This window comes from Stenotrophomonas sp. YJH_SMC_64 (assembly GCF_059371375.1).
Genome location: NZ_JCAFUN010000024.1, coordinates 1 through 19,940 on the forward strand (window position 1 = coordinate 1; position 19,940 = coordinate 19,940).

The 19,940-nt window shown below is 66.7% G+C and carries 18 protein-coding genes; 10 read left to right on the forward strand and 8 right to left on the reverse strand.

Annotated elements, in window-relative coordinates:
* Positions 1–280 precede the first annotated feature (280 nt).
* On the reverse strand, positions 281–1,483 hold the full coding sequence (locus tag AC5P9L_RS20365) for a DUF4785 domain-containing protein (RefSeq protein ID WP_099472596.1): 1,203 nt from the start codon (positions 1,481–1,483) through the stop codon (positions 281–283).
* 11 nt (positions 1,484–1,494) lie between these two features.
* Complete coding sequence (locus AC5P9L_RS20370) at positions 1,495–2,373, reverse strand: lipase family protein (RefSeq protein ID WP_005411808.1); 879 nt, start codon at positions 2,371–2,373, stop codon at positions 1,495–1,497.
* 262 nt (positions 2,374–2,635) lie between these two features.
* Here AC5P9L_RS20370 and AC5P9L_RS20375 point away from each other — a divergent pair, with 262 nt between their 5' ends.
* On the forward strand, positions 2,636–3,475 hold the full coding sequence (locus tag AC5P9L_RS20375) for an acid phosphatase (protein ID WP_005411807.1): 840 nt from the start codon (positions 2,636–2,638) through the stop codon (positions 3,473–3,475).
* 112 nt (positions 3,476–3,587) lie between these two features.
* On the opposite strand, the gene AC5P9L_RS20380 is transcribed toward AC5P9L_RS20375, so the two are convergent.
* Entirely contained in the window at positions 3,588–5,858 is a 2,271-nt protein-coding gene (locus AC5P9L_RS20380; protein ID WP_043035292.1) for a TonB-dependent receptor, read from the reverse strand.
* Between the two features lie 158 nt (positions 5,859–6,016).
* Between AC5P9L_RS20380 and AC5P9L_RS20385 the strand changes: the two genes are divergently transcribed.
* Together AC5P9L_RS20385 and AC5P9L_RS20390 are read left to right on the forward strand one after the other, a co-directional pair.
* Positions 6,017–7,033: a TIGR00266 family protein gene (locus AC5P9L_RS20385; protein ID WP_043035291.1), complete on the forward strand. Its 1,017-nt coding sequence runs from the start codon at positions 6,017–6,019 to the stop codon at positions 7,031–7,033.
* A 634-nt stretch (positions 7,034–7,667) separates the two neighbouring features.
* Complete coding sequence (locus AC5P9L_RS20390; RefSeq protein WP_005411784.1) at positions 7,668–8,660, forward strand: patatin-like phospholipase family protein; 993 nt, start codon at positions 7,668–7,670, stop codon at positions 8,658–8,660.
* Between the two features lie 39 nt (positions 8,661–8,699).
* Here AC5P9L_RS20390 and AC5P9L_RS20395 read toward each other — a convergent pair whose 3' ends face one another.
* The gene (locus AC5P9L_RS20395; protein WP_005411782.1) at positions 8,700–9,185 is read right to left on the reverse strand and encodes an Lrp/AsnC family transcriptional regulator; all 486 of its coding nucleotides are present in this window, start codon (positions 9,183–9,185) and stop codon (positions 8,700–8,702) included.
* A gap of 125 nt (positions 9,186–9,310) precedes the next feature.
* Here AC5P9L_RS20395 and phhA point away from each other — a divergent pair, with 125 nt between their 5' ends.
* Together phhA and AC5P9L_RS20405 are read left to right on the forward strand one after the other, a co-directional pair.
* Positions 9,311–10,204 carry a phenylalanine 4-monooxygenase gene (gene phhA, locus AC5P9L_RS20400; protein WP_033833531.1) on the forward strand — a complete coding sequence of 298 codons (894 nt, stop codon included), beginning with the start codon at positions 9,311–9,313 and terminating at the stop codon, positions 10,202–10,204.
* A gap of 242 nt (positions 10,205–10,446) precedes the next feature.
* Complete coding sequence (locus tag AC5P9L_RS20405) at positions 10,447–10,917, forward strand: Imm26 family immunity protein (protein WP_012478677.1); 471 nt, start codon at positions 10,447–10,449, stop codon at positions 10,915–10,917.
* A 164-nt stretch (positions 10,918–11,081) separates the two neighbouring features.
* Here the strand turns inward: AC5P9L_RS20405 and AC5P9L_RS20410 are convergent, their stop codons facing one another.
* Complete coding sequence (locus AC5P9L_RS20410) at positions 11,082–12,137, reverse strand: LacI family DNA-binding transcriptional regulator (protein ID WP_049450083.1); 1,056 nt, start codon at positions 12,135–12,137, stop codon at positions 11,082–11,084.
* 238 nt (positions 12,138–12,375) lie between these two features.
* Here AC5P9L_RS20410 and AC5P9L_RS20415 point away from each other — a divergent pair, with 238 nt between their 5' ends.
* From AC5P9L_RS20415 to AC5P9L_RS20430, 4 genes are all read left to right on the forward strand, one after another.
* Complete coding sequence (locus AC5P9L_RS20415) at positions 12,376–12,966, forward strand: cysteine dioxygenase family protein (protein ID WP_005411799.1); 591 nt, start codon at positions 12,376–12,378, stop codon at positions 12,964–12,966.
* 113 nt (positions 12,967–13,079) lie between these two features.
* Complete coding sequence (eda, locus tag AC5P9L_RS20420; protein ID WP_005411778.1) at positions 13,080–13,718, forward strand: bifunctional 4-hydroxy-2-oxoglutarate aldolase/2-dehydro-3-deoxy-phosphogluconate aldolase; 639 nt, start codon at positions 13,080–13,082, stop codon at positions 13,716–13,718.
* A 96-nt stretch (positions 13,719–13,814) separates the two neighbouring features.
* Positions 13,815–14,843 carry an alcohol dehydrogenase AdhP gene (gene adhP, locus AC5P9L_RS20425; RefSeq protein WP_005411777.1) on the forward strand — a complete coding sequence of 343 codons (1,029 nt, stop codon included), beginning with the start codon at positions 13,815–13,817 and terminating at the stop codon, positions 14,841–14,843.
* A gap of 167 nt (positions 14,844–15,010) precedes the next feature.
* Positions 15,011–15,403, forward strand: coding sequence for a hypothetical protein (locus tag AC5P9L_RS20430; protein WP_005411776.1), 393 nt, complete (start codon positions 15,011–15,013; stop codon positions 15,401–15,403).
* A gap of 71 nt (positions 15,404–15,474) precedes the next feature.
* On the opposite strand, the gene ligD is transcribed toward AC5P9L_RS20430, so the two are convergent.
* The 3 genes from ligD to AC5P9L_RS20445 all read right to left on the reverse strand — a co-directional run bounded on the left by ligD (position 15,475) and on the right by AC5P9L_RS20445 (position 19,448).
* Positions 15,475–17,961 carry a DNA ligase D gene (gene ligD / locus AC5P9L_RS20435; protein WP_111193949.1) on the reverse strand — a complete coding sequence of 829 codons (2,487 nt, stop codon included), beginning with the start codon at positions 17,959–17,961 and terminating at the stop codon, positions 15,475–15,477.
* Between the two features lie 3 nt (positions 17,962–17,964).
* On the reverse strand, positions 17,965–18,885 hold the full coding sequence (gene ku, locus AC5P9L_RS20440; RefSeq protein WP_062606457.1) for a non-homologous end joining protein Ku: 921 nt from the start codon (positions 18,883–18,885) through the stop codon (positions 17,965–17,967).
* A 164-nt stretch (positions 18,886–19,049) separates the two neighbouring features.
* Positions 19,050–19,448, reverse strand: coding sequence for a hypothetical protein (locus tag AC5P9L_RS20445; protein ID WP_262102013.1), 399 nt, complete (start codon positions 19,446–19,448; stop codon positions 19,050–19,052).
* A gap of 147 nt (positions 19,449–19,595) precedes the next feature.
* Between AC5P9L_RS20445 and AC5P9L_RS20450 the strand changes: the two genes are divergently transcribed.
* A complete protein-coding gene (locus AC5P9L_RS20450; protein WP_262102015.1) occupies positions 19,596–19,934 on the forward strand; it encodes a hypothetical protein in 339 nt (112 codons plus the stop codon).
* Positions 19,935–19,940: the final 6 nt, after the last annotated feature.

Below are 19,940 nucleotides of genomic sequence, written 5' to 3' on the forward strand. Positions count from 1 at the left end.
GGCGGACAAGAAGTTCTCGACTAAACGGCGTCAAACGGGCATTTTTATGGTGGTTCATCCGGGCTCTTTGGGGTCTGGATAGGTGTGGTAACCACCATTTTCCAAAGATGCCCCGGATGAACAACCTACCGAGAGATCACAACTAACAGTCGACTCTACCCCGTCGTGGTGTCATTCCCGTCGTGATGTCATTCCCGCCGTCACGCCATTCCCGTCGCGATGCCATTCCGTCGCCATGCCGGTGCAGCGGGCCGGATGTTCCGGCCCGCCACCGCCTTGCTCAGAACCTCAACGCCAGCGCGCGTGACTCGATCGGTGCCATCCGGCTCTGATCCTGCAGCTGCAGGTCGCGCAACTCGTACGGCGCACCGAACCCAGCCGGCAACGCGGCCTGGTCGAACGGCAGCACCAGCTGGCCACGCCCCGGTCCATCGAACCACGCGGCTGCGTGCGCCTGCGCCACCGGCTTCAGCTGGCCATCGCGACCGGTGGCATACAACGTGCCACGCGCCTCGTAACGACCGGCGGCTGCCACCTGCAGCGGCAGCGCTACCTGGCGGCTGGCCGGGTCCGGTGCCGCCTGGCCACTGAAGCGCGCAGTGGGCCGCGCCACCGCGAAGGCCACCTTGCCATCGCGCAGCACACCATCGGCCTGGGCGAACACCTGCAGTTCCCACAGCCCCTGCACGTTGCCGACATCAGCCGGAATCCGCACCTGCGCACGCAGGGCACCGTCGGTGGTGCGCAGCAACCGCTGCGGCCAGCTGCGGCCATCGGGCGCGACCAGCAGGGCTTCACCACCCAGGCCGCCACGACGCGAGGCCAGCTGCGCGGTGGTGGCGCCGTCTTCCAGCAGGCGTGCCTGCAACTGCACGTTGCCACCGGCCAGCACCTGCGCCTGGTTGGCCTGCACTTCCAGCCGCAGCGGGCTGTTCGGCTCCAGCACCTGCACCACGTAGCGGCCCTGTGCCTGCGCGCTCTGCAGCGTGTACGCACCGGCGGCACTGGTCGCGCCGGTGCGCAGCATGCTGCTGCCATCCCTCACCGGCATGCCGGCCTGCTGCAGCGCGCGCGCGTCGACACTGCGGGCCATGCTGCTGCGGCCCGCCGGGTCGCGCACTTGCAACGCATTCGCCGGCACTGCCCGCGCGCCTTCGGCCGGGCTCAGCTGGATCACCGCATCGGCGGCCGTCAGCGGTAGATCGATGCCGCGTTGCAGCTGCGCGCCATCGACCTGCTGCCAGTAGCTGCGGCTGACCGAGGCATACGGCGTAGCCGCCTGCAGCGATTGCGCCGGGTCCAAGGCCCAGGCGAAGGACAGCGGTGCGCGCTCGCTGTCATCGGCCGGCACCGGCGCGGCAACCAGCGCAGCGGGCACCTGGTCGCCAGCACGGGCGGCCTGCAGCGGCTGCGCGGCCTGCGCTGCGGAAAGGGACAGTGCTGCCAGCACGGCGCCGGCCAGCAGGGTGGATTGAATCGTCATGGTCGTCTCCCTCACTGGGTCAGGTCGTTGCGCAGCAGGGTGCCGAGGCCGAAGCACTCGCGGCGGCTCTGGTTGTGGCTGAGCGGTTCTGCGCCCTGGGTACGCGCCTTGTCGGTGAACCAGGTGGTGCCGGCGGCCTTCTGGCTGCTGCACTCCAGGAAGCCATCGGAGCAGGACGACAGCCAGTTCTGGGTGAACTCCAGGCCGACGTTGGCGGCATAGCCGCCGCAGTAACTGTTGCTGTCCCACACCGCCGATTCCACGTCGCTGCCGACCACCGCGCGGAACGGCTTGGGCAGCGCCGGGCGACCGGCCGTGCCATACAGGTTCTGCGCGTTGTAGGTGGCCATGCTCGCCACCTGCTGCTGGCGCACCGCGTCGTTCTTGTAGCCCAGCAGCCAGCCCAGCGAGGTTTCAAAGGTGTTGCCGTTGAGTACCGCATCGGCCAACGGCGTACCCGCCGAGGAAGGGGCCAGCGCGGTGACCTTGCGCACCGTGCGGATGATCTTCGGATAGCGGCTGTCGTAGGTCGGGTTGGACAGGATCCAGCGCACCACATTGCCGCCGTTGGAATGGGTGATCACCACCAGCTGGGTGATGCCACGGCTGTCGATGAAGCTGGTCAGCTGGTTGGCCAGGCAACCGGCAGCTTCGGGCTTCCACATGTACTGGGTGAAGTCACAGTTGATGACCACGTAGTTGCTGCTGTTCGGCAGGCCCTGGCGCACGGTGTCGATGATCGCCGGCTGCCAGTAGTCCTGGGTGGCGTTGGTCTGCGCGCCGGTGCCATGCACGAAGGCCACGCCGACCACGTCGGCGGCCTGCGCCTGCGCTGTTGCAAGCCCGAGGAGCAGGGCCAGGACGGTACTTCCTGTTGCGGTGCTGCGCATCGCTTCTCTCCCTCTGTCTTCGGATCCCCCCGACCCGGCTGGAACTGGACGGCCCTGGCGCTTGCCGTTGTGCCGATGCTCGCGGTGCAGCGGCGTGAAAGTCCGTGCGCTGCGCCCGGAATCAGGAGACTGACGTCAAACGATGACGCTTTTCATATCGCGACAATGACCATGCCGGGTCTGGCCGTATGACCGATGGCCACTGCAGTGTCGTATGGGGGCTGCGATCATGGCGCGTTGTTTTCTCTCCCGGAGCCTGTCCATGTCGCTGATTTCCCACCCTGCCCGCCCGCTGCTCGGCCTTGCCGTCGTCGCGGCCCTGGCCGGTTGTGCCGCCACCGCCACCAAGCCGACCGCCGTCGAAGCCAACATCACCACCAAGGCGGTGGGCTATCTGGACAAGAGCGCGGTTCCGGCCAGCCTCGACCTGGTACCGGCACCACCGGTGGCCGGTTCGGCCGCGCTCGCCCTGGACGAGCAGGTCAGCCGTGAAGCCCGCGCGCTGCGTGGCAGCCCGCGCTTCGCCCAGGCCGGTGTCGATGCGGAACTCGGTTTCCCCGAAGGCGCCAACCACTTCTCCTGCGCCGCCGACATCGACGTCGATGCGGTGAAGACCCCGGCGCTGTATCGCCTGCTGGAGCGCAGCCGGATCGACGCCAGTGCGGCGACCAAGGCGGCCAAGAACCACTACCAGCGCCCGCGCCCGTTCATGGTCAACGGTGAACCGACCTGCTCGCCGAAGGACGAGGAAGGCCTGCGCAAGAACGGTTCCTACCCATCCGGCCACACCTCGATCGGTTGGGCCTGGGCACTGATCCTGTCCGAGATCGCGCCGGACCGCGCCGATGCCATCCAGGCCCGTGGCCGCAACTACGGCGAGAGCCGCCTGGTCTGCAACGTGCACTGGCAGAGCGACATCCTCGAAGGCCGCTTCATGGGCGCCGCCGCGGTGGCCCGCCTGCACGACAACGCTGCGTTCAACAAGGACCTGCTGGCCGCACGCAAGGAAATCGCCGCCGCACGCAAGGCCGGCCTGCACTCCAGCCGCGATTGCACTACCGAGAATGCGGTGCTGAAGGTGCGCCCGCAGAGCGCGCTGTAAGCGCGCGCCGGATCACTCGTTGCCGGCCAGCGGCCGGCACTACCAATGGGCGTAAGGAAGAAGGGCCGGCATTGCGCCGGCCCTTCTTCATTGCATCAACGCAGCCACCGCATCAGAACTTCGCGGTGAACTCCACGCCCCAGGTACGCGGCTCGTTGAGGAAGCCGGTCAGGTTGTTGAAGTCGATCGCACCGACCACGCGGGTCTGGTTGGTCAGGTTGCGGCCGAACACGGCTACGTCGTACTGGCCGTAATCCCAGTTGTAGCCCAGGCGCAGGCCGCCTTCCAGCGAACTACGGCCGCGGAATTCCGGCGACTCGTAGATGAAGAAGTTCACCGCGCTGCGGTAGGCCCAGTCCGTGTAGGCATACAGCTCGCTGCCATCGCTGAGCGGGAAGCCCACGCGCAGGGTCGCGTTGTGGATCCACTTCGGCGCCTGCGGCAGCGGGTTGCCGTTCACCAGCGCATAGGTCTGGCCGTTGATCACCGTGGTCGGGTCGTTGATGGTGCAGCCACCGCCGCAGATCGCCACCGCCAGATCCTTGTCCTTGATCTCGGTGTCGTTGTAGCTGCTGCCGAAGGTCAGCAGGACGTTATCGGCCAGGTAGGCTTCCAGGTCCAGTTCCACGCCCTGGCCGATGGTCTTGTCGGCGTTGAGCAGGGTGGCGGTGTTGTTGCTGCCACCCACCGCGATCAGCTGCTGGCCGTCGACGTTGTAGCGGAACACGCTCAGGCCCAGGCGCGCGCGGCGCTCGAACAGGTCGGCCTTGATGCCGGCTTCATACGAGATGACCTTCTCCGAATCGGCCTGCGACAGGCCCGGCGCGAAGGCCAGGCGGCCCTGGATCGACGGTGCGCGGAAACCCTTGGCCACGCGGGCGTAGGCGTTGATGTCGTCGGTCAGCTTGTAGACGCCGCTGACATCCCAGCTGACGTCGTTGACGTCGGTGTTGGCCAGGTACGGGCCGCTGACCGGGGTGCCGAACGGAACGGCCTGCAGCACGCTGGCGCTGAAGTCCTTCTTGTCCTGGGTGTAGCGCACGCCGGCGCGCAGCTTGAAGCGATCGGTGACATCGAAGTCGCCCGAAGCGAACACCGCCCACGCCTTGTTGCGCTGGTTCTGCACCACGTGGCCGGTCTGTGGATTGCCCGGGGTCAGCGAGTCGTAGTTGAAGTTGTTGATGGTCACGTCTTCATCGAAGTAGAAGACGCCGGCCTGCCAGTCGAAGCGGCCCCACTCGTTGGACTCGATCCGCACTTCCTGCGTCCACTGGCGGTGGTGCGGCAGGCCGTCGGCCGACTCCGAAGAGAATGGAATCAGGCCCGGGCCGTAGTTGCCGGCACCGAGGAAGGCCGCACCGTAGCCGCCGTCGATGTCGCCACGGTTGAGCGATTCGGCGGTCTCGTAGCCGGTGATCGAATGCAACGTCACCGAGCCGAGGTTCCACTGCAGGCGCGCGCTGCCGCCCCAGGTTTCCAGGTCGGAGAAGTTGACGCCGTCGTTGGCCACCTTGTCGCGGTCGAAGTTCTCGACCAGCGAATTGCCACCCTTCTGGATGATGTTGGCGCGGAACAGGCGGGCGGTGCCGTTGAGCTTGCGCTTGTGCAGGTTGAACAGCGCTTCGAAGTCGTCGCCTTCGTACAGGAACTGCACGCGGCCGGCGGCTTCGTCATAGCCTTCGAAACCACTGTTGGGGGCACCGGCGCGGGTGTTGTCGACCCAGTCATCGCGGCGCTGGTAGATCGCCGAGACACGTGCCGACCAGCGGTCGGTAAGCGGGCCGCCGTAGGCGCCCTGCACGTTCCAGCTGTTGTAGCTGCCGTAGCCCACGCGCACGTAGCCGTCGGCATCCTGCGACGGTCGCGCCGAATCGAACTTGACCACGCCGGCCGGGGTGTTGCGGCCGAACAGCGTGCCCTGCGGGCCACGCAGCACTTCCACGTTGGCCAGGTCGAACAGCGGGAAGCCCTTCAGCAGCGGGCTTTCCTGCACCACGTCGTCATACACCAGCGACACCGGCTGCGAAGCATTGAGGTCGAAATCGGTGTTGCCCAGGCCGCGGATGTAGAAGCGCGGGAAGGCACGGCCGTAGGACGACTCGATGTTGAGGCTGGGCACGCGCGCGGCCAGGAAGCGGATGTCATCGCCGGCCGAGCCGAGCACATCCAGCTTCTCGCCCTGGATCGCGCTCAGTGCGACCGGTACGTCCTTGGCGTTCTCGACGCGGCGCTGCGCGGTCACCTGCAGGGCATCGAGGGCAACCGGATCCTTGGCGGCGGGGGTTTCCTGAGCGGCTGCTACCAGCGGCAGCAGGGCGGAAAGAGCGGCAACGAGGGGGCGCGCGACCGGAAGGCGGCCACGGGAAGTACGGGTCGGGGACATGGCGGTAGGCTGTGTTTGGAGGGGTGGTAAAACGGCGCTACCAGATAATTGTTGCAATACAGCACCTACGCCGCAAATGCCCGCCGTTCATGGCCCCGTCGCCGGCGCCCCCGGGCGCTCGCTAGACTCGGGGTTTCCAACGCGACGGACCCGCCGCCATGACCCAGTGGTACTTCCATGCCTCCGCCCAGGCCGAGCGCATCGGCCCGCTTGATGACGAGGCCGCGCGCCGCTACGCGCAGGCCAATCCGCGCGCGCTGGCCTGGTGCCAGGGCATGAGCGGGTGGACGCCGATCGCCGAGGTGGCCGAGCTGCAGGCGCCGGCCCCGGGCATGCCCAACACCCCACCGCCGGTCCCCGCCGGCGTCAGCGGCCGCGCCGACGACATCGAGTTCCGCATCGTCGGCCATGAAATGCAGTTCGTGGAGATCGAGCTCGACCCCGGCGAGAGCGCCATCGCCGAGGCCGGCGCATTGATGTTCAAGGACGCCACGGTACAGATGGACACGGTGTTCGGCGCCGCCAACGGCGACCAGGGCGGCGGCTTCATGGGCAAGGTGATGGCCGCCGGCAAGCGCGTGCTGACCGGCGAGAGCCTGTTCGCCACCGTCTACACGCAGAGCGGGCACGGCAAGGGCAAGGTCGCCTTCGCCGCGCCCTACCCGGGCACGGTGCTGGCGATGAAACTGGACCAGCACGGCGGCCGCCTGATCTGCCAGAAGGACAGCTTCCTGGCCGGTGCGCGCGGCGTGCAGATCGGCGTGCAGTTCCAGCGCAAGATCATGACCGGCCTGTTCGGTGGTGAGGGTTTCATCATGCAGAAGCTGGAAGGCGACGGCTGGGTGTTCATCCACGCCGGCGGCTGTGTGGTGGAACGCGAGCTGGCTGCCGGCGAGCGCCTGGACGTGGATACCGGCTGCGTGGTGGCCTACCACCCGACCGTGGACATGGACGTGCGCCGTGTTGCGGGCATCAAGAGCATGCTGTTCGGCGGCGAGGGCGTGTTCCTGGCCACGCTGACCGGCCCAGGCAAGGTCTGGCTGCAGTCGCTGCCGTTCTCGCGCCTGGCTGGCCGCATGTGGATGGCCGCGCCGCAGGGCGGTGGCCAGAACCGCGGCGAGGGTTCGGTATTGGGCGGCCTGGGCCGGATGCTGGACGGCGACAACCGCTTCTGACCGCCTCCGGTCGTGCCGGCCGCTGGCCGGCAGCCCCATGGACCTTGGCACGCATCCCGGTAGTGCCGGCCGCTGGCCGGCAACCCCATGGACCTTGGAGCGCATCCCGGTAGTGCCGGCCGCTGGCCGGCAACCCCATGGACCTTGGCGCGCATCCCGGTAGTGCCGGCCGCTGGCCGGCAGCCCCATGGACCTTGGCACGCATCCCGGTAGTGCCGGCCGCTGGCCGGCAGCCCCATGGACCTTGGCACGCATCCCGGTAGTGCCGGCCGCTGGCCGGCAACCCCATGGACCTTGGCACGCATCCCGGTAGTGCCGGCCGCTGGCCGGCAACCCCATGGACCTTGGCACGCATCCCGGTCGTGCCGGCCGCTGGCCGGCAACCTCATGGACCTTGGCGCGCATCCCGGTAGTGCCGGCCGCTGGCCGGCAGCCCCATGGACCTTGGCGCGCCTCCCGGTAGCGTCGGCCGCTGGCCGGCAGCCCCATGGACCGTTGCCAGTTTCCCTATGGTTGCCGGCCAGCGGCCGGCACTACCTTTATGAATGGGCGATATTTCCCACCCTGCCCGCCCCGCCACGGCTTCGGTATGCTGGCGCCCTTTCCTGAATCCGGCGCCGCGAGCGCACTGCCGATGAGCCTGTTCCGCCCCCGCATGCTGCTGTCCGTCGCCCTGATCGGCCTGCTGGCCGGCTGCGGTGGCGATCCGGTCCGCCCTACGCCGCCGCCGGCGCCGACCGTGGTGCCACAGGCCAAGCCGGTGAAGATCGGCATCGCACTCGGCGGTGGCGCGGCCAAGGGCTTTGCCCACATCGGCGTGATCAAGATGCTGGAGGCCAATGGCTTCGAACCGGCGGTGGTGTCCGGCACCAGTGCCGGCAGCGTGGTCGGCGCGCTGTACGCCAGCGGCATGGACGCGTTCCAGATGCAGAGCAAGGCGGTGGCGCTGGATGAAGCCAGCATCCGCGACGTGCGGCTGTTCTCCGGTGGCCTGGTGCAGGGCCAGAAGCTGCAGGACTACGTCAACGAACAGGTTGCCAACCGTCCGGCCGAACGCCTGAAGAAGCCGTTCGCCGCCGTCGCCACCCAGCTGGAAACCGGCGAGCGGGCGATCTTCGTGCGCGGCAACGTCGGCCAGGCGGTGCGCGCGTCGAGCAGCATTCCCGGCGTGTTCGAACCGGTGAAGATCGGCGGTCGCAACTACATCGATGGCGGCGTGGTCAGCCCGGTGCCGGTGGATGCCGCGCGCCAGCTCGGCGCCGACTTCGTGATCGCCGTGGACATCTCCAGCAAGGCCAGCGGCAAGGCGCCGACCGACATGCTGGGCATCGTCAACCAGTCCATCTCGATCATGGGCCAGCGCCTGGGCGAACAGGAACTGGCACGCGCCGACATCGTCATCCGGCCGAAGGTGCTGGACATCGGCGCTGCCGATTTCAGCCAGCGCGGCACGGCGATCCTGGAAGGCGAAAAGGCCGCGATGGCCGCAATGCCGCAGATCCGCGCCAGGATCCAGCAGCTGCAGCGCGCACGCGCCGCCGCAGCGGCACCGGCACCGGTAGCCGCACCGAAGTGCGAGGAAGCCTCGCGCCTCGGCAAGCTGATGGGCCGCAAGGACAAGTGCTGATCCCTTGATGCCTGGCCACCGGGCATGCCCGGTGGCCGCTCAGGACTCCAGCTGCGAAAGCGGCAATGCCTGGAAGCCCTTCACCGTGCGCAGCACGAAGCTGGAATTGGCATCGGCCACGCCACCGGCGTTGAGCAACCGGTCCAGCAGGAAGCGAGAGAAGTGCTCCAGGTCGCGCACGTAGACGTGCAGCAGGTAGTCCATGTCGCCGGTCAGCGCATGGCAGGCCACCACCTCGTCCCACGCTTGCACGCTGTCCACGAAGTGGCCGATGGCGGCCTGGTCGTGCTTTTCCAGCTGCACGCGCACGAAGGCCTGCAGGCCCAGCCGCAGCTGCCGCGGCTCCAGCCGCGCGCCATAGCCGACGATCACACCCTCGCTTTCCAGCCGCTGCAACCGCCGCAGGCAAGCCGAAGGCGAAAGATTCACCCGCGCCGCCAGTTCGGCGTTGGTGGCGCGCCCATCCCGCTGGATTTCAGCCAGCAGGCGTATATCCGTGCGATCAAACTGGACTTCTCCGGCCATTGTTGCCCCGCAACATGGTGAGTACGCAAGGATATTGCGCCAACAGGGCCAACGGGCGCAACTTTTGCAACCCTGTTGCGCGTGCTCTGCCCTAGCATCGTAGGCATCCCGTCAAGGAGTGCCCCATGGACCTCGCCCAGCCCCGCCGCGTCGAACACCAGCAGACCGACAAGGGCTACGTGCCGGTGTACACCACCGCGCTCGTCGAGCAGCCGTGGGACACCTATACCGCCGACGACCACGCCACCTGGAGCACGCTGTACCAGCGCCAGCGCGAGCTGCTGGTCGGCCGCGCCTGCCAGGAGTTCCTGGATGCACAGGACGAGATGGGCATGAGCGCGCACATGATTCCGCGCTTCGACCAGCTCAATGAAGTACTCGGCGCCGCCACCGGCTGGACCCTGGTCGGCGTTGAAGGCCTGCTGCCGGAACTGGATTTCTTCGATCACCTGGCCAATCGCCGTTTTCCGGTGACCTGGTGGATCCGTCGCCCGGACCAGATTGATTACATCGCCGAGCCGGACCTGTTCCACGATCTGTTCGGCCACGTGCCGCTGCTGATGAACCCGGTGTTCGCCGACTACATGGAGGCGTACGGCCGTGGCGGCGTCAAAGCCCACGCGATCGGCCCGGACGCGCTGCAGAACCTCACGCGCCTGTACTGGTACACGGTGGAATTCGGCCTGATCGACACGCCCGAGGGCCTGCGCATCTACGGCGCCGGCATCGTGTCGTCGAAGGGCGAGTCGCTGTACTCGCTGGAATCGGCCGCGCCCAACCGCATCGGCTTCGACCTGCAGCGGATCATGCGCACGAAGTACCGCATCGACACCTTCCAGAAGACCTACTTCGTCATCGACAGCTTCGAACAGCTGATGCAGGCGACGTCGCCGGACTTCACCCCGATCTACGCGGCACTGGCCAGCCAGGCGCATCTGCCGGCAGGCGATGTGCAGGGCGATGACCGCGTGTTCCAGAAGGGCACCGGTGAAGGCTGGGCCGACGGCGGCGACGTGTAAGGTGTATGAGTGCTGCGCGACCGATGGAAGATGACTGCCGTTATGCAATGCGTGACACTCTGTCGCAATCGGCCTTGAACTTCGGTTCGAGGTCGAATCATCCTCTACGCACTGTCCTATCTGATTGACCAAAATTGATCGAGGCCGCGCTCGATCGAGAGACAGTCATACCGCAAGGGCTGTGCTGCACCGACTGCTACCCCAAGCTACCAGCCATTCATTAGAGATGATTTCACCCGCAGATGAGCGTTGAGACCAAGCCCAGGAAGAGGGTCCGCGTCATCGCTGGAGACGTCTATGCTGTTCCATTGGATGCTGAGCATCAGAGCTTTGGCTATATTCGTGCATATCGGGACGTTGACATCGCCGTCCTTCCTGTTTTGTCCAAAGGACGCATTCTCTCCATCACGCAGATTTCTACCTTAAACAGCGTATTGGACGTGTTCCTGTTTCAGGAGGCGATCAGGGAGGGCAGATGGCCACGCGTCGGCAATGTGCCATTCGAGGACGATGCCTCCGCATGGGCCCCACCCAGGAAGCAGGTTGCCGCGATACGACCGGATGTCAGGATGGTCGTCTTTCAGGGTCACTTCATTCCGGCCGCCAAGTTCGGCCAGTACGACAATCTCCCTGAATTTCGCAAATTCGACGAAAACGATGTCATCGAGGAGATACTGCGAAGATCCGGCGATTTTTTGGTCTTCGACTCGTAAGAAATACTGGTTTCGCAACACTAGAGAGCTGGGGGCCGACGGCGGCGACGTGTAAGCGCACGGCGCACACCGCTTTGCACTGAAAACGGCGCACCTCGATGCGCCGTTCTCGTTGATACCTGATGCCTGATGCCTTCGCGGCGGCGCAGGCGAGGGCAGGGCACTCAGGCGTCCACGGCGCGGCAGGAACCACGCACCATCAACTGCGGATGCACGCTGGCTGCGGTCGGCGCATCCGGCAGATCGGTCTGCACCAGCATCGCTGCGGCCATGCGGCCGATGTCGGACACGTGGCGGCGCACCGAGGTCAGCGGCGGCCACAGCCGCGACGCCAGCGGGCTGTCGTCGTAGCTGACGATCGACAGCTGCTGCGGCACCGCGATGCCCGCACGCAACGCCACCTGGTACACGCCGGCAGCCATTTCATCGTTGCCGGCAAAGATCGCACTGGGGCGTTGTCCGCCCAGCAGCAACCGTTCGGCGGCATGCACGCCGGATTCGAAGGTGTCGCCCGCTTCCAGCACGCGCTCGCCCGGCAAGGTCAGCCCCACCTGGGCCAACCGGTCAAGGAAGCCATGGGTACGCTCACGCGCCGCGCGCCGGTCACCCGGTCCGGCGATCACCGCGATGTCGCGGTGGCCGAGCGAGAGCAGGTAGCCCGCTGCTGCTGCCGCGCCATCGCGATCGTGGGTGACCACCGCCTGCACGTCTTCTTCCGACGCATGCGCGTTGATCCGCACGTAGCGGCAGTCGATGTCGTCCAGCATCTGCGCGAGTGCAACCGATTCGGATGCACGCGGGCCGAGGATCACCCCATGCAGCTTCTGCTGCTGCACGAAGCGGCGCACGCCCTGCGCGCACTCCGGGTCCTGGCTGTCGCAGGGATGCACCACCAGCTCATAGCCGGTGCCGCGCAGCGCTTCCAGCGCGCCGTGCTGCAGGTCGACAATGCATTGGGCGCCGGGGTCGTCGTACACCAGCCCGATCAGGAAGGAGCGGCGGAACGCGAGTCCGCGCGCCAGGGGGTCGGGCACGTAACCGACCTCGCGCATCAACGCCTCGACCTTGTCGCGGGTGTCTTTGCGCACCAGCGGCGAGTTGTTGATGATTCTTGAAACCGTTTTCTTGGAAACTCCCGACAGTCGTGCGATGTCGTTGATCGTGGCAGCCTTGCCTTTCGATGCCGGCAACGCGGCATCGCTCATATTTCGCACTGACATGTATAGAACCAGGTAAGTCGGAGAATTCTAGCCTTGCGCCCGTCGGGCGCGAAGTTGCGGAATGTCGCAGCTGGAGCGGCACAGACCGTGTTCGACACGTTCCACCGCGTGAGGTTCCATTGTGATCGCTCTACTGCGTTTGCATCTGAACCGTTTTTCACGCGTGCTTGCCATGAATGCGGGTGCCACGCGCGCGAACACCAACATTCCCTTAACCATGCTCCGCTACAGTCGGGGCATGGACCTGCAGACCTCTCCGTTTCCGGCGTTCCGTGGCCGCGACCGGTTGATCGCCGCAGTCGACGCGGCGATGACCTCCGGTGATGCCGGGCGCATCACCGCCGACCTGCAGCTGGCGCTGCAGGAAGCCATTGCGGACAGCCGCATCGAGCTACCCGAATGCGTGCACCGTCCGGTCAGTGATCATTACGCGCGACGCCCGCTGTACCACAGCCAGGAACACGGCTACAGCGTGATTGCCATGAGCTGGGGCCCAGGGCAGGGCACGCCGCTGCACGACCACGATGCCATGTGGTGTGTGGAGGGCGTGTGGTTGGGGGAACTGGAGATCACCCGTTACGAGCTGCTGGAATGCGCCGGCGAACGCTGGCGCTTCCGACGCCACGCCGCGCTGCGCGGCGGCTGCGGCAGCGCCGGCAGCCTCATTCCACCTCACGAATACCACACCCTGCGCAATGCCAGCGATGAAGCCCTGGCCATTTCGGTGCATGTATACGAAGCGCCGATGGAACGTTCCGCGGTGTTCGACCCGCTTGGGGGTGACTGGTACCAGCGCCGCATCCAGGCACTGCAGGCCGACGCAGTCTGAATCCGCCGCAGGGCAGGGTACCAGCACCTTTGCAGCGCGCATGGCATCATGCGCCGCTGCGCTGCCGGACCCGGCGGCGATCCGCGATGCCCCATCGGGCAAGGAGCAAGACCATGTCCAGCGCTGATCCGCGCCTGCGCGCGCTGTTGAAGCTGGCACCGGTGATTCCGGTGTACACCCCCGAAGATGTGAATGAGGCGGTCGAAGTGGCCCAGGCGCTGTTCCGCGGCGGCCTGCCGGTGATCGAAGTGACGCTGCGCACGCCGCAGGCGCTGGATGCGATCAAGGCCATGGTCGAGGCCGTGCCCGATGCTGTCATCGGCGCCGGCACCGTGCTCAACGCCACGCAGATGCAGGCGGCGAAGCAGGCCGGCGCGCGCTTCGCGGTGTCGCCCGGTGCAACGCCGGCGCTGTATGCCGCCGCGCGCGATGCCGACCTGCCGTACTTGCCCGGTGCCGCCACCGCCTCGGACCTGATCCTGGGCCTGGAGCACGGCACGGACACCTTCAAGTTCTTCCCGGCGGTGCAGGCCGGTGGCGCTGCGTTGCTGGCGGCCTGGCACGGCCCGTTTGCCGACGTGCGGTTCTGCCCGACCGGTGGCATCAGCGCGCAGACCGCGCCGCAGTTCCTGCACCTGCCCAACGTGCTGTGCGTGGGCGGTTCGTGGCTGACCACCCCGGCGCTGCTGCAGACCCGTGACTGGGACGCCATCGAACGACTGGCGCGCGAAGCATCGGTGCTGGCCAGCTGAACCTGCTGCACGGATCTTCAAAGGTTTGATCGTGATCAAAGCGCCGGCCTCGAGCCGGCGTCATTCTGTGGGCAAGCGCACTGCGGAGATCCGAACATGCAATCCACCATGAAGGCCGCCGTCGTACGCGAGTTCGGCAAGCCGCTGGTCATCGAGGAAGTCTCGGTACCGCGCCCGGGGGCGGGCGAGGTGCTGGTCAGGATCGAGGCCTGTGGCGTCTGCCACACCGACCTGCACGCCGCCGAGGGCGACTGGCCGGTGAAACCGAACCCGCCATTCATCCCCGGCCACGAGGGCGTGGGGCACGTCGTGGCCGTGGGAGGCGGGGTAGGGCACGTCAAGGAAGGCGACAGGGTCGGCATCCCCTGGTTGTACTCGGCGTGTGGCCATTGCGAACACTGCCTGGGTGGCTGGGAAACGCTGTGCGAGACGCAGCGCAACACCGGTTACTCGGTCAACGGCGGCTTCGCCGAGTACGCACTGGCCGATGCCAACTATGTCGGCCTGCTTCCGAAGGAAGTGGGCTTCGTCGAGATCGCGCCGGTGCTGTGCGCCGGCGTGACCGTCTACAAGGGCCTGAAGGTGACCGACACCAAGCCCGGGGACTGGGTGGCGGTTTCCGGCATCGGTGGCCTGGGCCACATGGCGGTGCAGTACGCCCGCGCGATGGGCTTGAACGTGGCTGCGGTGGACGTGGACGACAACAAGCTGGCATTGGCCCGGCAGCTCGGCGCGCAGATCACCGTGAACGCGCGTACCACCGATCCGGCCGCATTCCTGAAGAAGGAGATCGGCGGTGCGCACGGCGCCCTGGTCACCGCAGTGTCGCCCAAGGCGTTCGAACAGGCTCTGGGCATGGTCCGCCGCGGTGGCACCGTGTCGCTCAATGGCCTGCCGCCCGGCAACTTCCCGCTGGACATCTTCGGCATGGTGCTCAACGGCATCACCGTGCGCGGCTCGATCGTCGGCACCCGGCTGGATCTGCAGGAGTCACTGCAGTTCGCCGCCGAAGGCAAGGTCGCAGCCACGGTCAGCACCGACCGCCTGGAAAACATCAACGACGTGTTCGCGCGCATGCACGCGGGCACCATCGAAGGCCGCGTGGTGCTCGACTTCGCCGCCTGACTGCCTGTGCATGGCCGCCGCTGCTCCGTACCCCTCTCCCACGGGCATGGCGGCCATGCCGATCCATCGGTAGTGCCGGCCGCCGGCCGGCAAAACCCCAGTCGGTTCGGTAGTGCCGGCCGCTGGCCGGCAACGCGGGCACTCTGTGGCAGCCGTACAATACGCGCATGCCTGGCCTGCTCAAGACCCTGTTCCTGTCCATCGTCGCCCTGATCGGCGGCGTGCTGTCGCTTGCGCTGGTCAGCAGCGTCGCCGGCTGGCTGCCGCCGTTGCTGGGCCTGTCGCCGGACAGCAACAGCGTGCAGCTGGGGTGGGACCTGGCCTTCAGCGTACTCGGTGGCGTCGCCGGCATTTCCTTCGCCACCTATTACGCACCGTGCTGGCCGCGTTCACATGGCTTCTCGATCTGGTCGCTGATCGCGCTGGGCTGTGGCTACGCGATGTGGACGGCGGGTGCGGACTTCCCGTTCTGGTTCGTCATTTCGCTGTTGGCATCGCTGCCGTTGCAACTGCTGGTCGGTTGGTGGTTCGGGCGCCGCCCCTCGCGCGATCTGCGCTGAGCGCATGCAGGTAGTGCCGGCCGCGGGCCGGCAACTGCAGGATGGCCGAGGTTGCCGGCCAGCGGCCGGCACTACCGCTTCAGCGACGGCAGCCTCTGCTTCAACCGCGCGATGCCCTGCCATGGGTCACCCTTCAGCCGCTTGGCGCGCGCCAGCGCCTTGGCCATCGGAAACGCGTCGGCCGCGCTCACCCGGGCCAGTTCTTCCCAGCGCAGCGGCACCGCCACGCCGGCAGCATCGCGCGCGCGCAGCGACCACGAACACACGCTGGTGGCACCGCGTGTGTTGCGCAGCCAATCGATGAAGATCACGCCGCCGCGCTTGGCCTTGCTCATCGTCGCCACGTAGCGATCAGGCTGCTCCAGCGCCATTGCCTGCGCGAACGCCTCGCAGAACGCCTTGGCCTCGTCCCAGCCAGCCTTGGGCTGCAGCGGCACCACCACGTGCACGCCCTTGCCACCGGACAGCCGCACGAAGCTCTGCAGGCCCACCTCCTGCAGGCGGTCACGGACATCGCGCGCAGCGGCCTTCACCTGTGCCCAGCTCACCCCTTCGCCGGGGTCGAGATCGAACACCAGACGATCCGGGTGCTCGGGATCGGCCACGGTCGCGCCCCACGGATGCAGTTCCAGGGTATTCATCTGCACCAGCTGCAGCAGGCCCCGCGCATCGTCGACGTAGACGTAATCCTCGCGGCCGCTCTTCTGCTGCAGGGGTACCGCATGTACCGCGTCCCCCAGGCCGGGGCCATGGTGCTTCTGGAAGAAGCAGGCCTTGCCCACGCCGTCCGGGCAGCGCAGCAGTGACAGCGGACGTCCGGCAATCTCGGGCAGGATCCAGCGCGCCATGCGTTGGTAGTAATCGGCCACGTCACCCTTGCGCAGTTTCTGCCTTGGAAACACCACCCGCTCCGGATGAGTGATCTCGACCTCGCCTCCGGTTTCGGTATCTGCGGTGCTCATTCCCAGGTCCTCCTTCTGCTTGTCGCTGCGCAGTCGCTTGAAACTGGCCTGGCGCAGCAGGCCTTCCTTGCCCCAGCCACGGAAGGCCACCTCGGCAACCGCCACCGGCTTCACCCAGCGTACGCTGGCAGCGCGGAACGGCACATGCGCCGGCAGCTGCAGCACGGGCGTCTTCACCGCCGAGGGCTGCAGTGCCTTGAGGAGCGCGCGCAGGCTTTGGTCGTCGAAACCGGTGCCAACGCGGCCCACATAGCGCAAGCCGCCCTTGTCCGGCGTCGCCAGCAGCAGCGAGCCGAACCCCACCCGTGAACCCTTGGGTGCCGTGTAGCCGACGATCAGGAACTCGTCGGTGTCTTCGTGCTTCACCTTCACCCAGCTGCGCGCGCGGGTATTCACGTACGGGGCATCCACCTGCTTGCTGACGATGCCTTCGAATCCGGCCTTGCCACTGGCAACGAACACCTGCGGGCCATGGTCGATCACGTGCTCGCTGAAGGCCAGGGTGCCAGGCGCCGGCCCAATGAGCTCTTTCAGGAGTGCTTTGCGCTCCAGCAACGGCGCACGACTGATATCCGCTCCAGCCAAGCCCGGAAGATCGAACACGATGTAGCGCAGCGGTTGCTTCGAACTGCCGTCGATCACCCGCTGCAACGCTGCGAAGTCACTGCGTCCTTCCTTGTCCAGCACCACCAGTTCGCCGTCCAGGCGTGCATCGCGCACCGGCAGCGCCTGCACGGCCTGCACCACTTCGGGAAAATCATCGGTCCAATCCAGACCATTGCGGGAGCGCAGCTTGACCTCGCCATTGTGCAGATCCGCCAGCAGGCGATAGCCATCCCACTTGATCTCGTGAAGCCAGCGGTCGCCGTCCGGCGCACTGTCGCGATGATCGGTCAACTGCGGTTTGAATGCATGCGGGTAGGGTGCGTCACGTGCGCCGTGCAGTTGCAGCGCGCGTGCATGCCAGCGCACATCGGCCTTGCGTGTGGTCGTGCGTGCGACGGGTGCAGCTCGCGCCGTCTTGTCCGCGGAACGCTTCTTCGCCGCAGGTGTTCGTTTGGGCATCGGTGCCGTCAGCAGGTCATCCGCCTCCGCGTCGCGCGCTTCCCCGTCACCGCGCTTGATCAACAGCCACTGCACCTGGCGTCCTTTCATCGCGGTCCGCACCAGCTTCCAGCCACCGGCCAGGCGTTGTCCATGCAGCACGAAGTCGATCTTGCCCGCCGCCAGTGCCTGCAGTGGATCGCCTTCACAGGCCCAGGTGCCGTGATCGAAGACTTCCACGTGGCCCGCACCATAGTGGCCTTCAGGAATGTCTCCCTCGAAACCGGCGTAGGACAGCGGATGGTCTTCCACTTCCACGGCCAGCCGCTTTTCACCGACGCGCAGGGAAGGCCCCTTGGGCACCGCCCAGCTCTTCAGTACGCCGTCCATTTCCAGGCGGAAGTCATAGTGACGCGAGCTGGCATGGTGCAGCTGGATGACAAAGGTCGGCCGCCGCTTCGGGTCGCCCGGTGCGGGCGTGTCGTCGGGCTCCGTTGTCTGCCCGGCGCCACCGCCAAGCCGGCGTTTGCGCCGATACTGGTGCAACGACATGGCTCACCCCGCCTTGCGTCGGGGTGCGGTCTTCTTTGCAGCCTTCTTGGTTGTCTTCTTTACGGCCTTCTTCACTGGCGACTTGGCGGCTGCTTTGCGCGTTGCGGCCTTCTTCGCTGGCGTTCGCTTGTTCGCATCCAGGCTCTTCTGCAGCAGCGCCATGAAGTCGACCACATTGGTACTGGCGTCCTCGCGCGGTGCCGGCTCATCGTCCACCCGCGTGGTGCCGCCCTTGGACTTGATGCGCTTGTTCAACACCTGCTGCAGGCGCTCGCGGAATTCATCGTGGTACTGCGACGGATCCCAGTCGCCGGCCATCGACTCGATCAACTGCTCGGCCATCGCCGTTTCCTTGCTGGTGATGCGGTAGTCGGACAGTTTGCCGGTGGGCAGCTTGTAGTCCTCGGGATCCACCAGTTCCTGCGGATAGCGCAGGATCATCAGCACCAGCGCGTCCTCATGCGGCATCACCGCACACAGGTATTCGCGCGTACGCACCACCACTCGCGCGATGCCCACCTTGCCGGTGCTGCGCAACGTTTCGCGCAGCAGCACATAGCCCTTCTCGGCCTTCTTGCCGGGCACCAGCAGATACGGTTTCTCGTAATAGCGCGGGTCGATCTGCGCCGCATCCACGAATGATTCCACCTCCACCGCTTCGTGGCTTTCAGGCGCGGCCGAGCGGATATCACCTTCCTCCAGCACGACATAACTGCCCTTGTCGTACTCATAGGCTTTGACGATGTCCTTCCAGGGCACTTCCTCGCCAGTGTCGGCGTTGACCCGTTCGAAACGGATCGGCTTGCGGTCGCGGGAATCGAGCATGCGGAACTGCAGGTCGACCTTGCGCTCGCCGGACATCAGCGACACCGGCACGTTGAGCAGGCCAAACGACAGCGTGCCGGTCCAGATCGGGCGGGCCATGGGCGTACCTTTGGCGGGGCAGGGCATCCAGCTTCGGATGGGCGGTGTAAACCACCCGTGTCGATACCGTGCACGTGGGTTCTACGCAGATGCGGTAGTGCCGGCCGCTGGCCGGCAGAGCTCGCGGCCTGAAGTTTCCTGGGGTTGCCGGCCAGCGGCCGGCACTACTGCAGCAACGGCCTCACCGCCGCCGCCGGAATATGGTCCAGCGCGCGCCAGGCGTCCTCCACCACCGGCCGCGCCTGCGACCAGCCCAACCGTGACTGCCCGCGCATCTGTTCCCAGTGCTCGGCCAGTTCCTCGCAGGTATCGGCGGCATCACCGCGTGGCCAATCCGCAGCATGCGTGGTCAACGCGAAGGCATACACCGGGCACAGGTCGCGCCAGTTCCGGTGGCTCTGCCCGCGGCGCTCCTCGTAGTCGCTGAGCATGTACTGCAGGTAGTCCTGCGCCACCGCCTGGGGGTCTTCATGGCGACGCGCACGGCGCTGCGCGCTGCGCTGGCCAAGCGGATCGAGCAGGGCGTTGAACACGGACGGTGCGGGTCGTTCAAGACGGGGCATGGCCGGCTCCTGCAGCGGGGGCGGGTGGGCAGGAATACGCGCGGTGCCGTTACCGGGGGGTGAGCGAGATGTTCATGACGCCAGGTTCGCAACGGCTTTACCTGCGGGGCGGTGTAGTGGAATCCCCCCAAGGGCAGGTACCAGACCATGAGCCGAGAGACCTCGCGAGACCCGCTGCGGGAGAACCACCCGCCCATTCCCGGCGAGCAGCGCGGCAAGCGCGATGCCGACAACGCCGACTACCGCGGAGCCGGCGCGCCGTTCTTCGATGCCGAGCACGACCACCTGCCGGTGAAGCACGAGGCTGAACAGGCGGCCCAGGACCGCAAGGATGGCGGCGACCGCCATCGCGGTGGCCAGGAGAGCCCGCTCAAGCGCCGTGAACGCAAGCAGCGCGCCAGCGACAACCAGGACGAGGCGCTGGAGGAGACCTTCCCGGCCAGCGACCCGACCTCGCCGTTCGTGCCAGCCAAGGCCCCCGACTGACCGGTA

Bases quoted from the DNA above. Each gene is read 5' to 3' on its own strand.
- AC5P9L_RS20445 (WP_262102013.1), bottom strand. From the start codon at position 19,448: ATGCCCCGTCTTGAACGACCCGCACCGTCCGTGTTCAACGCCCTGCTC.
- AC5P9L_RS20450 (WP_262102015.1), top strand. From the start codon at position 19,596: ATGAGCCGAGAGACCTCGCGAGACCCGCTGCGGGAGAACCACCCGCCC.
- AC5P9L_RS20410 (WP_049450083.1), bottom strand. From the start codon at position 12,137: ATGTCAGTGCGAAATATGAGCGATGCCGCGTTGCCGGCATCGAAAGGC.
- AC5P9L_RS20395 (WP_005411782.1), bottom strand. From the start codon at position 9,185: ATGGCCGGAGAAGTCCAGTTTGATCGCACGGATATACGCCTGCTGGCT.
- AC5P9L_RS20365 (WP_099472596.1), bottom strand. From the start codon at position 1,483: ATGACGATTCAATCCACCCTGCTGGCCGGCGCCGTGCTGGCAGCACTG.
- adhP (WP_005411777.1), top strand. From the start codon at position 13,815: ATGCAATCCACCATGAAGGCCGCCGTCGTACGCGAGTTCGGCAAGCCG.
- AC5P9L_RS20405 (WP_012478677.1), top strand. From the start codon at position 10,447: ATGAGCGTTGAGACCAAGCCCAGGAAGAGGGTCCGCGTCATCGCTGGA.
- phhA (WP_033833531.1), top strand. From the start codon at position 9,311: ATGGACCTCGCCCAGCCCCGCCGCGTCGAACACCAGCAGACCGACAAG.
- AC5P9L_RS20415 (WP_005411799.1), top strand. From the start codon at position 12,376: ATGGACCTGCAGACCTCTCCGTTTCCGGCGTTCCGTGGCCGCGACCGG.
- ligD (WP_111193949.1), bottom strand. From the start codon at position 17,961: ATGTCGTTGCACCAGTATCGGCGCAAACGCCGGCTTGGCGGTGGCGCC.
- AC5P9L_RS20430 (WP_005411776.1), top strand. From the start codon at position 15,011: ATGCCTGGCCTGCTCAAGACCCTGTTCCTGTCCATCGTCGCCCTGATC.
- AC5P9L_RS20370 (WP_005411808.1), bottom strand. From the start codon at position 2,373: ATGCGCAGCACCGCAACAGGAAGTACCGTCCTGGCCCTGCTCCTCGGG.
- AC5P9L_RS20385 (WP_043035291.1), top strand. From the start codon at position 6,017: ATGACCCAGTGGTACTTCCATGCCTCCGCCCAGGCCGAGCGCATCGGC.
- AC5P9L_RS20390 (WP_005411784.1), top strand. From the start codon at position 7,668: ATGAGCCTGTTCCGCCCCCGCATGCTGCTGTCCGTCGCCCTGATCGGC.
- eda (WP_005411778.1), top strand. From the start codon at position 13,080: ATGTCCAGCGCTGATCCGCGCCTGCGCGCGCTGTTGAAGCTGGCACCG.
- AC5P9L_RS20380 (WP_043035292.1), bottom strand. From the start codon at position 5,858: ATGTCCCCGACCCGTACTTCCCGTGGCCGCCTTCCGGTCGCGCGCCCC.
- AC5P9L_RS20375 (WP_005411807.1), top strand. From the start codon at position 2,636: ATGTCGCTGATTTCCCACCCTGCCCGCCCGCTGCTCGGCCTTGCCGTC.
- ku (WP_062606457.1), bottom strand. From the start codon at position 18,885: ATGGCCCGCCCGATCTGGACCGGCACGCTGTCGTTTGGCCTGCTCAAC.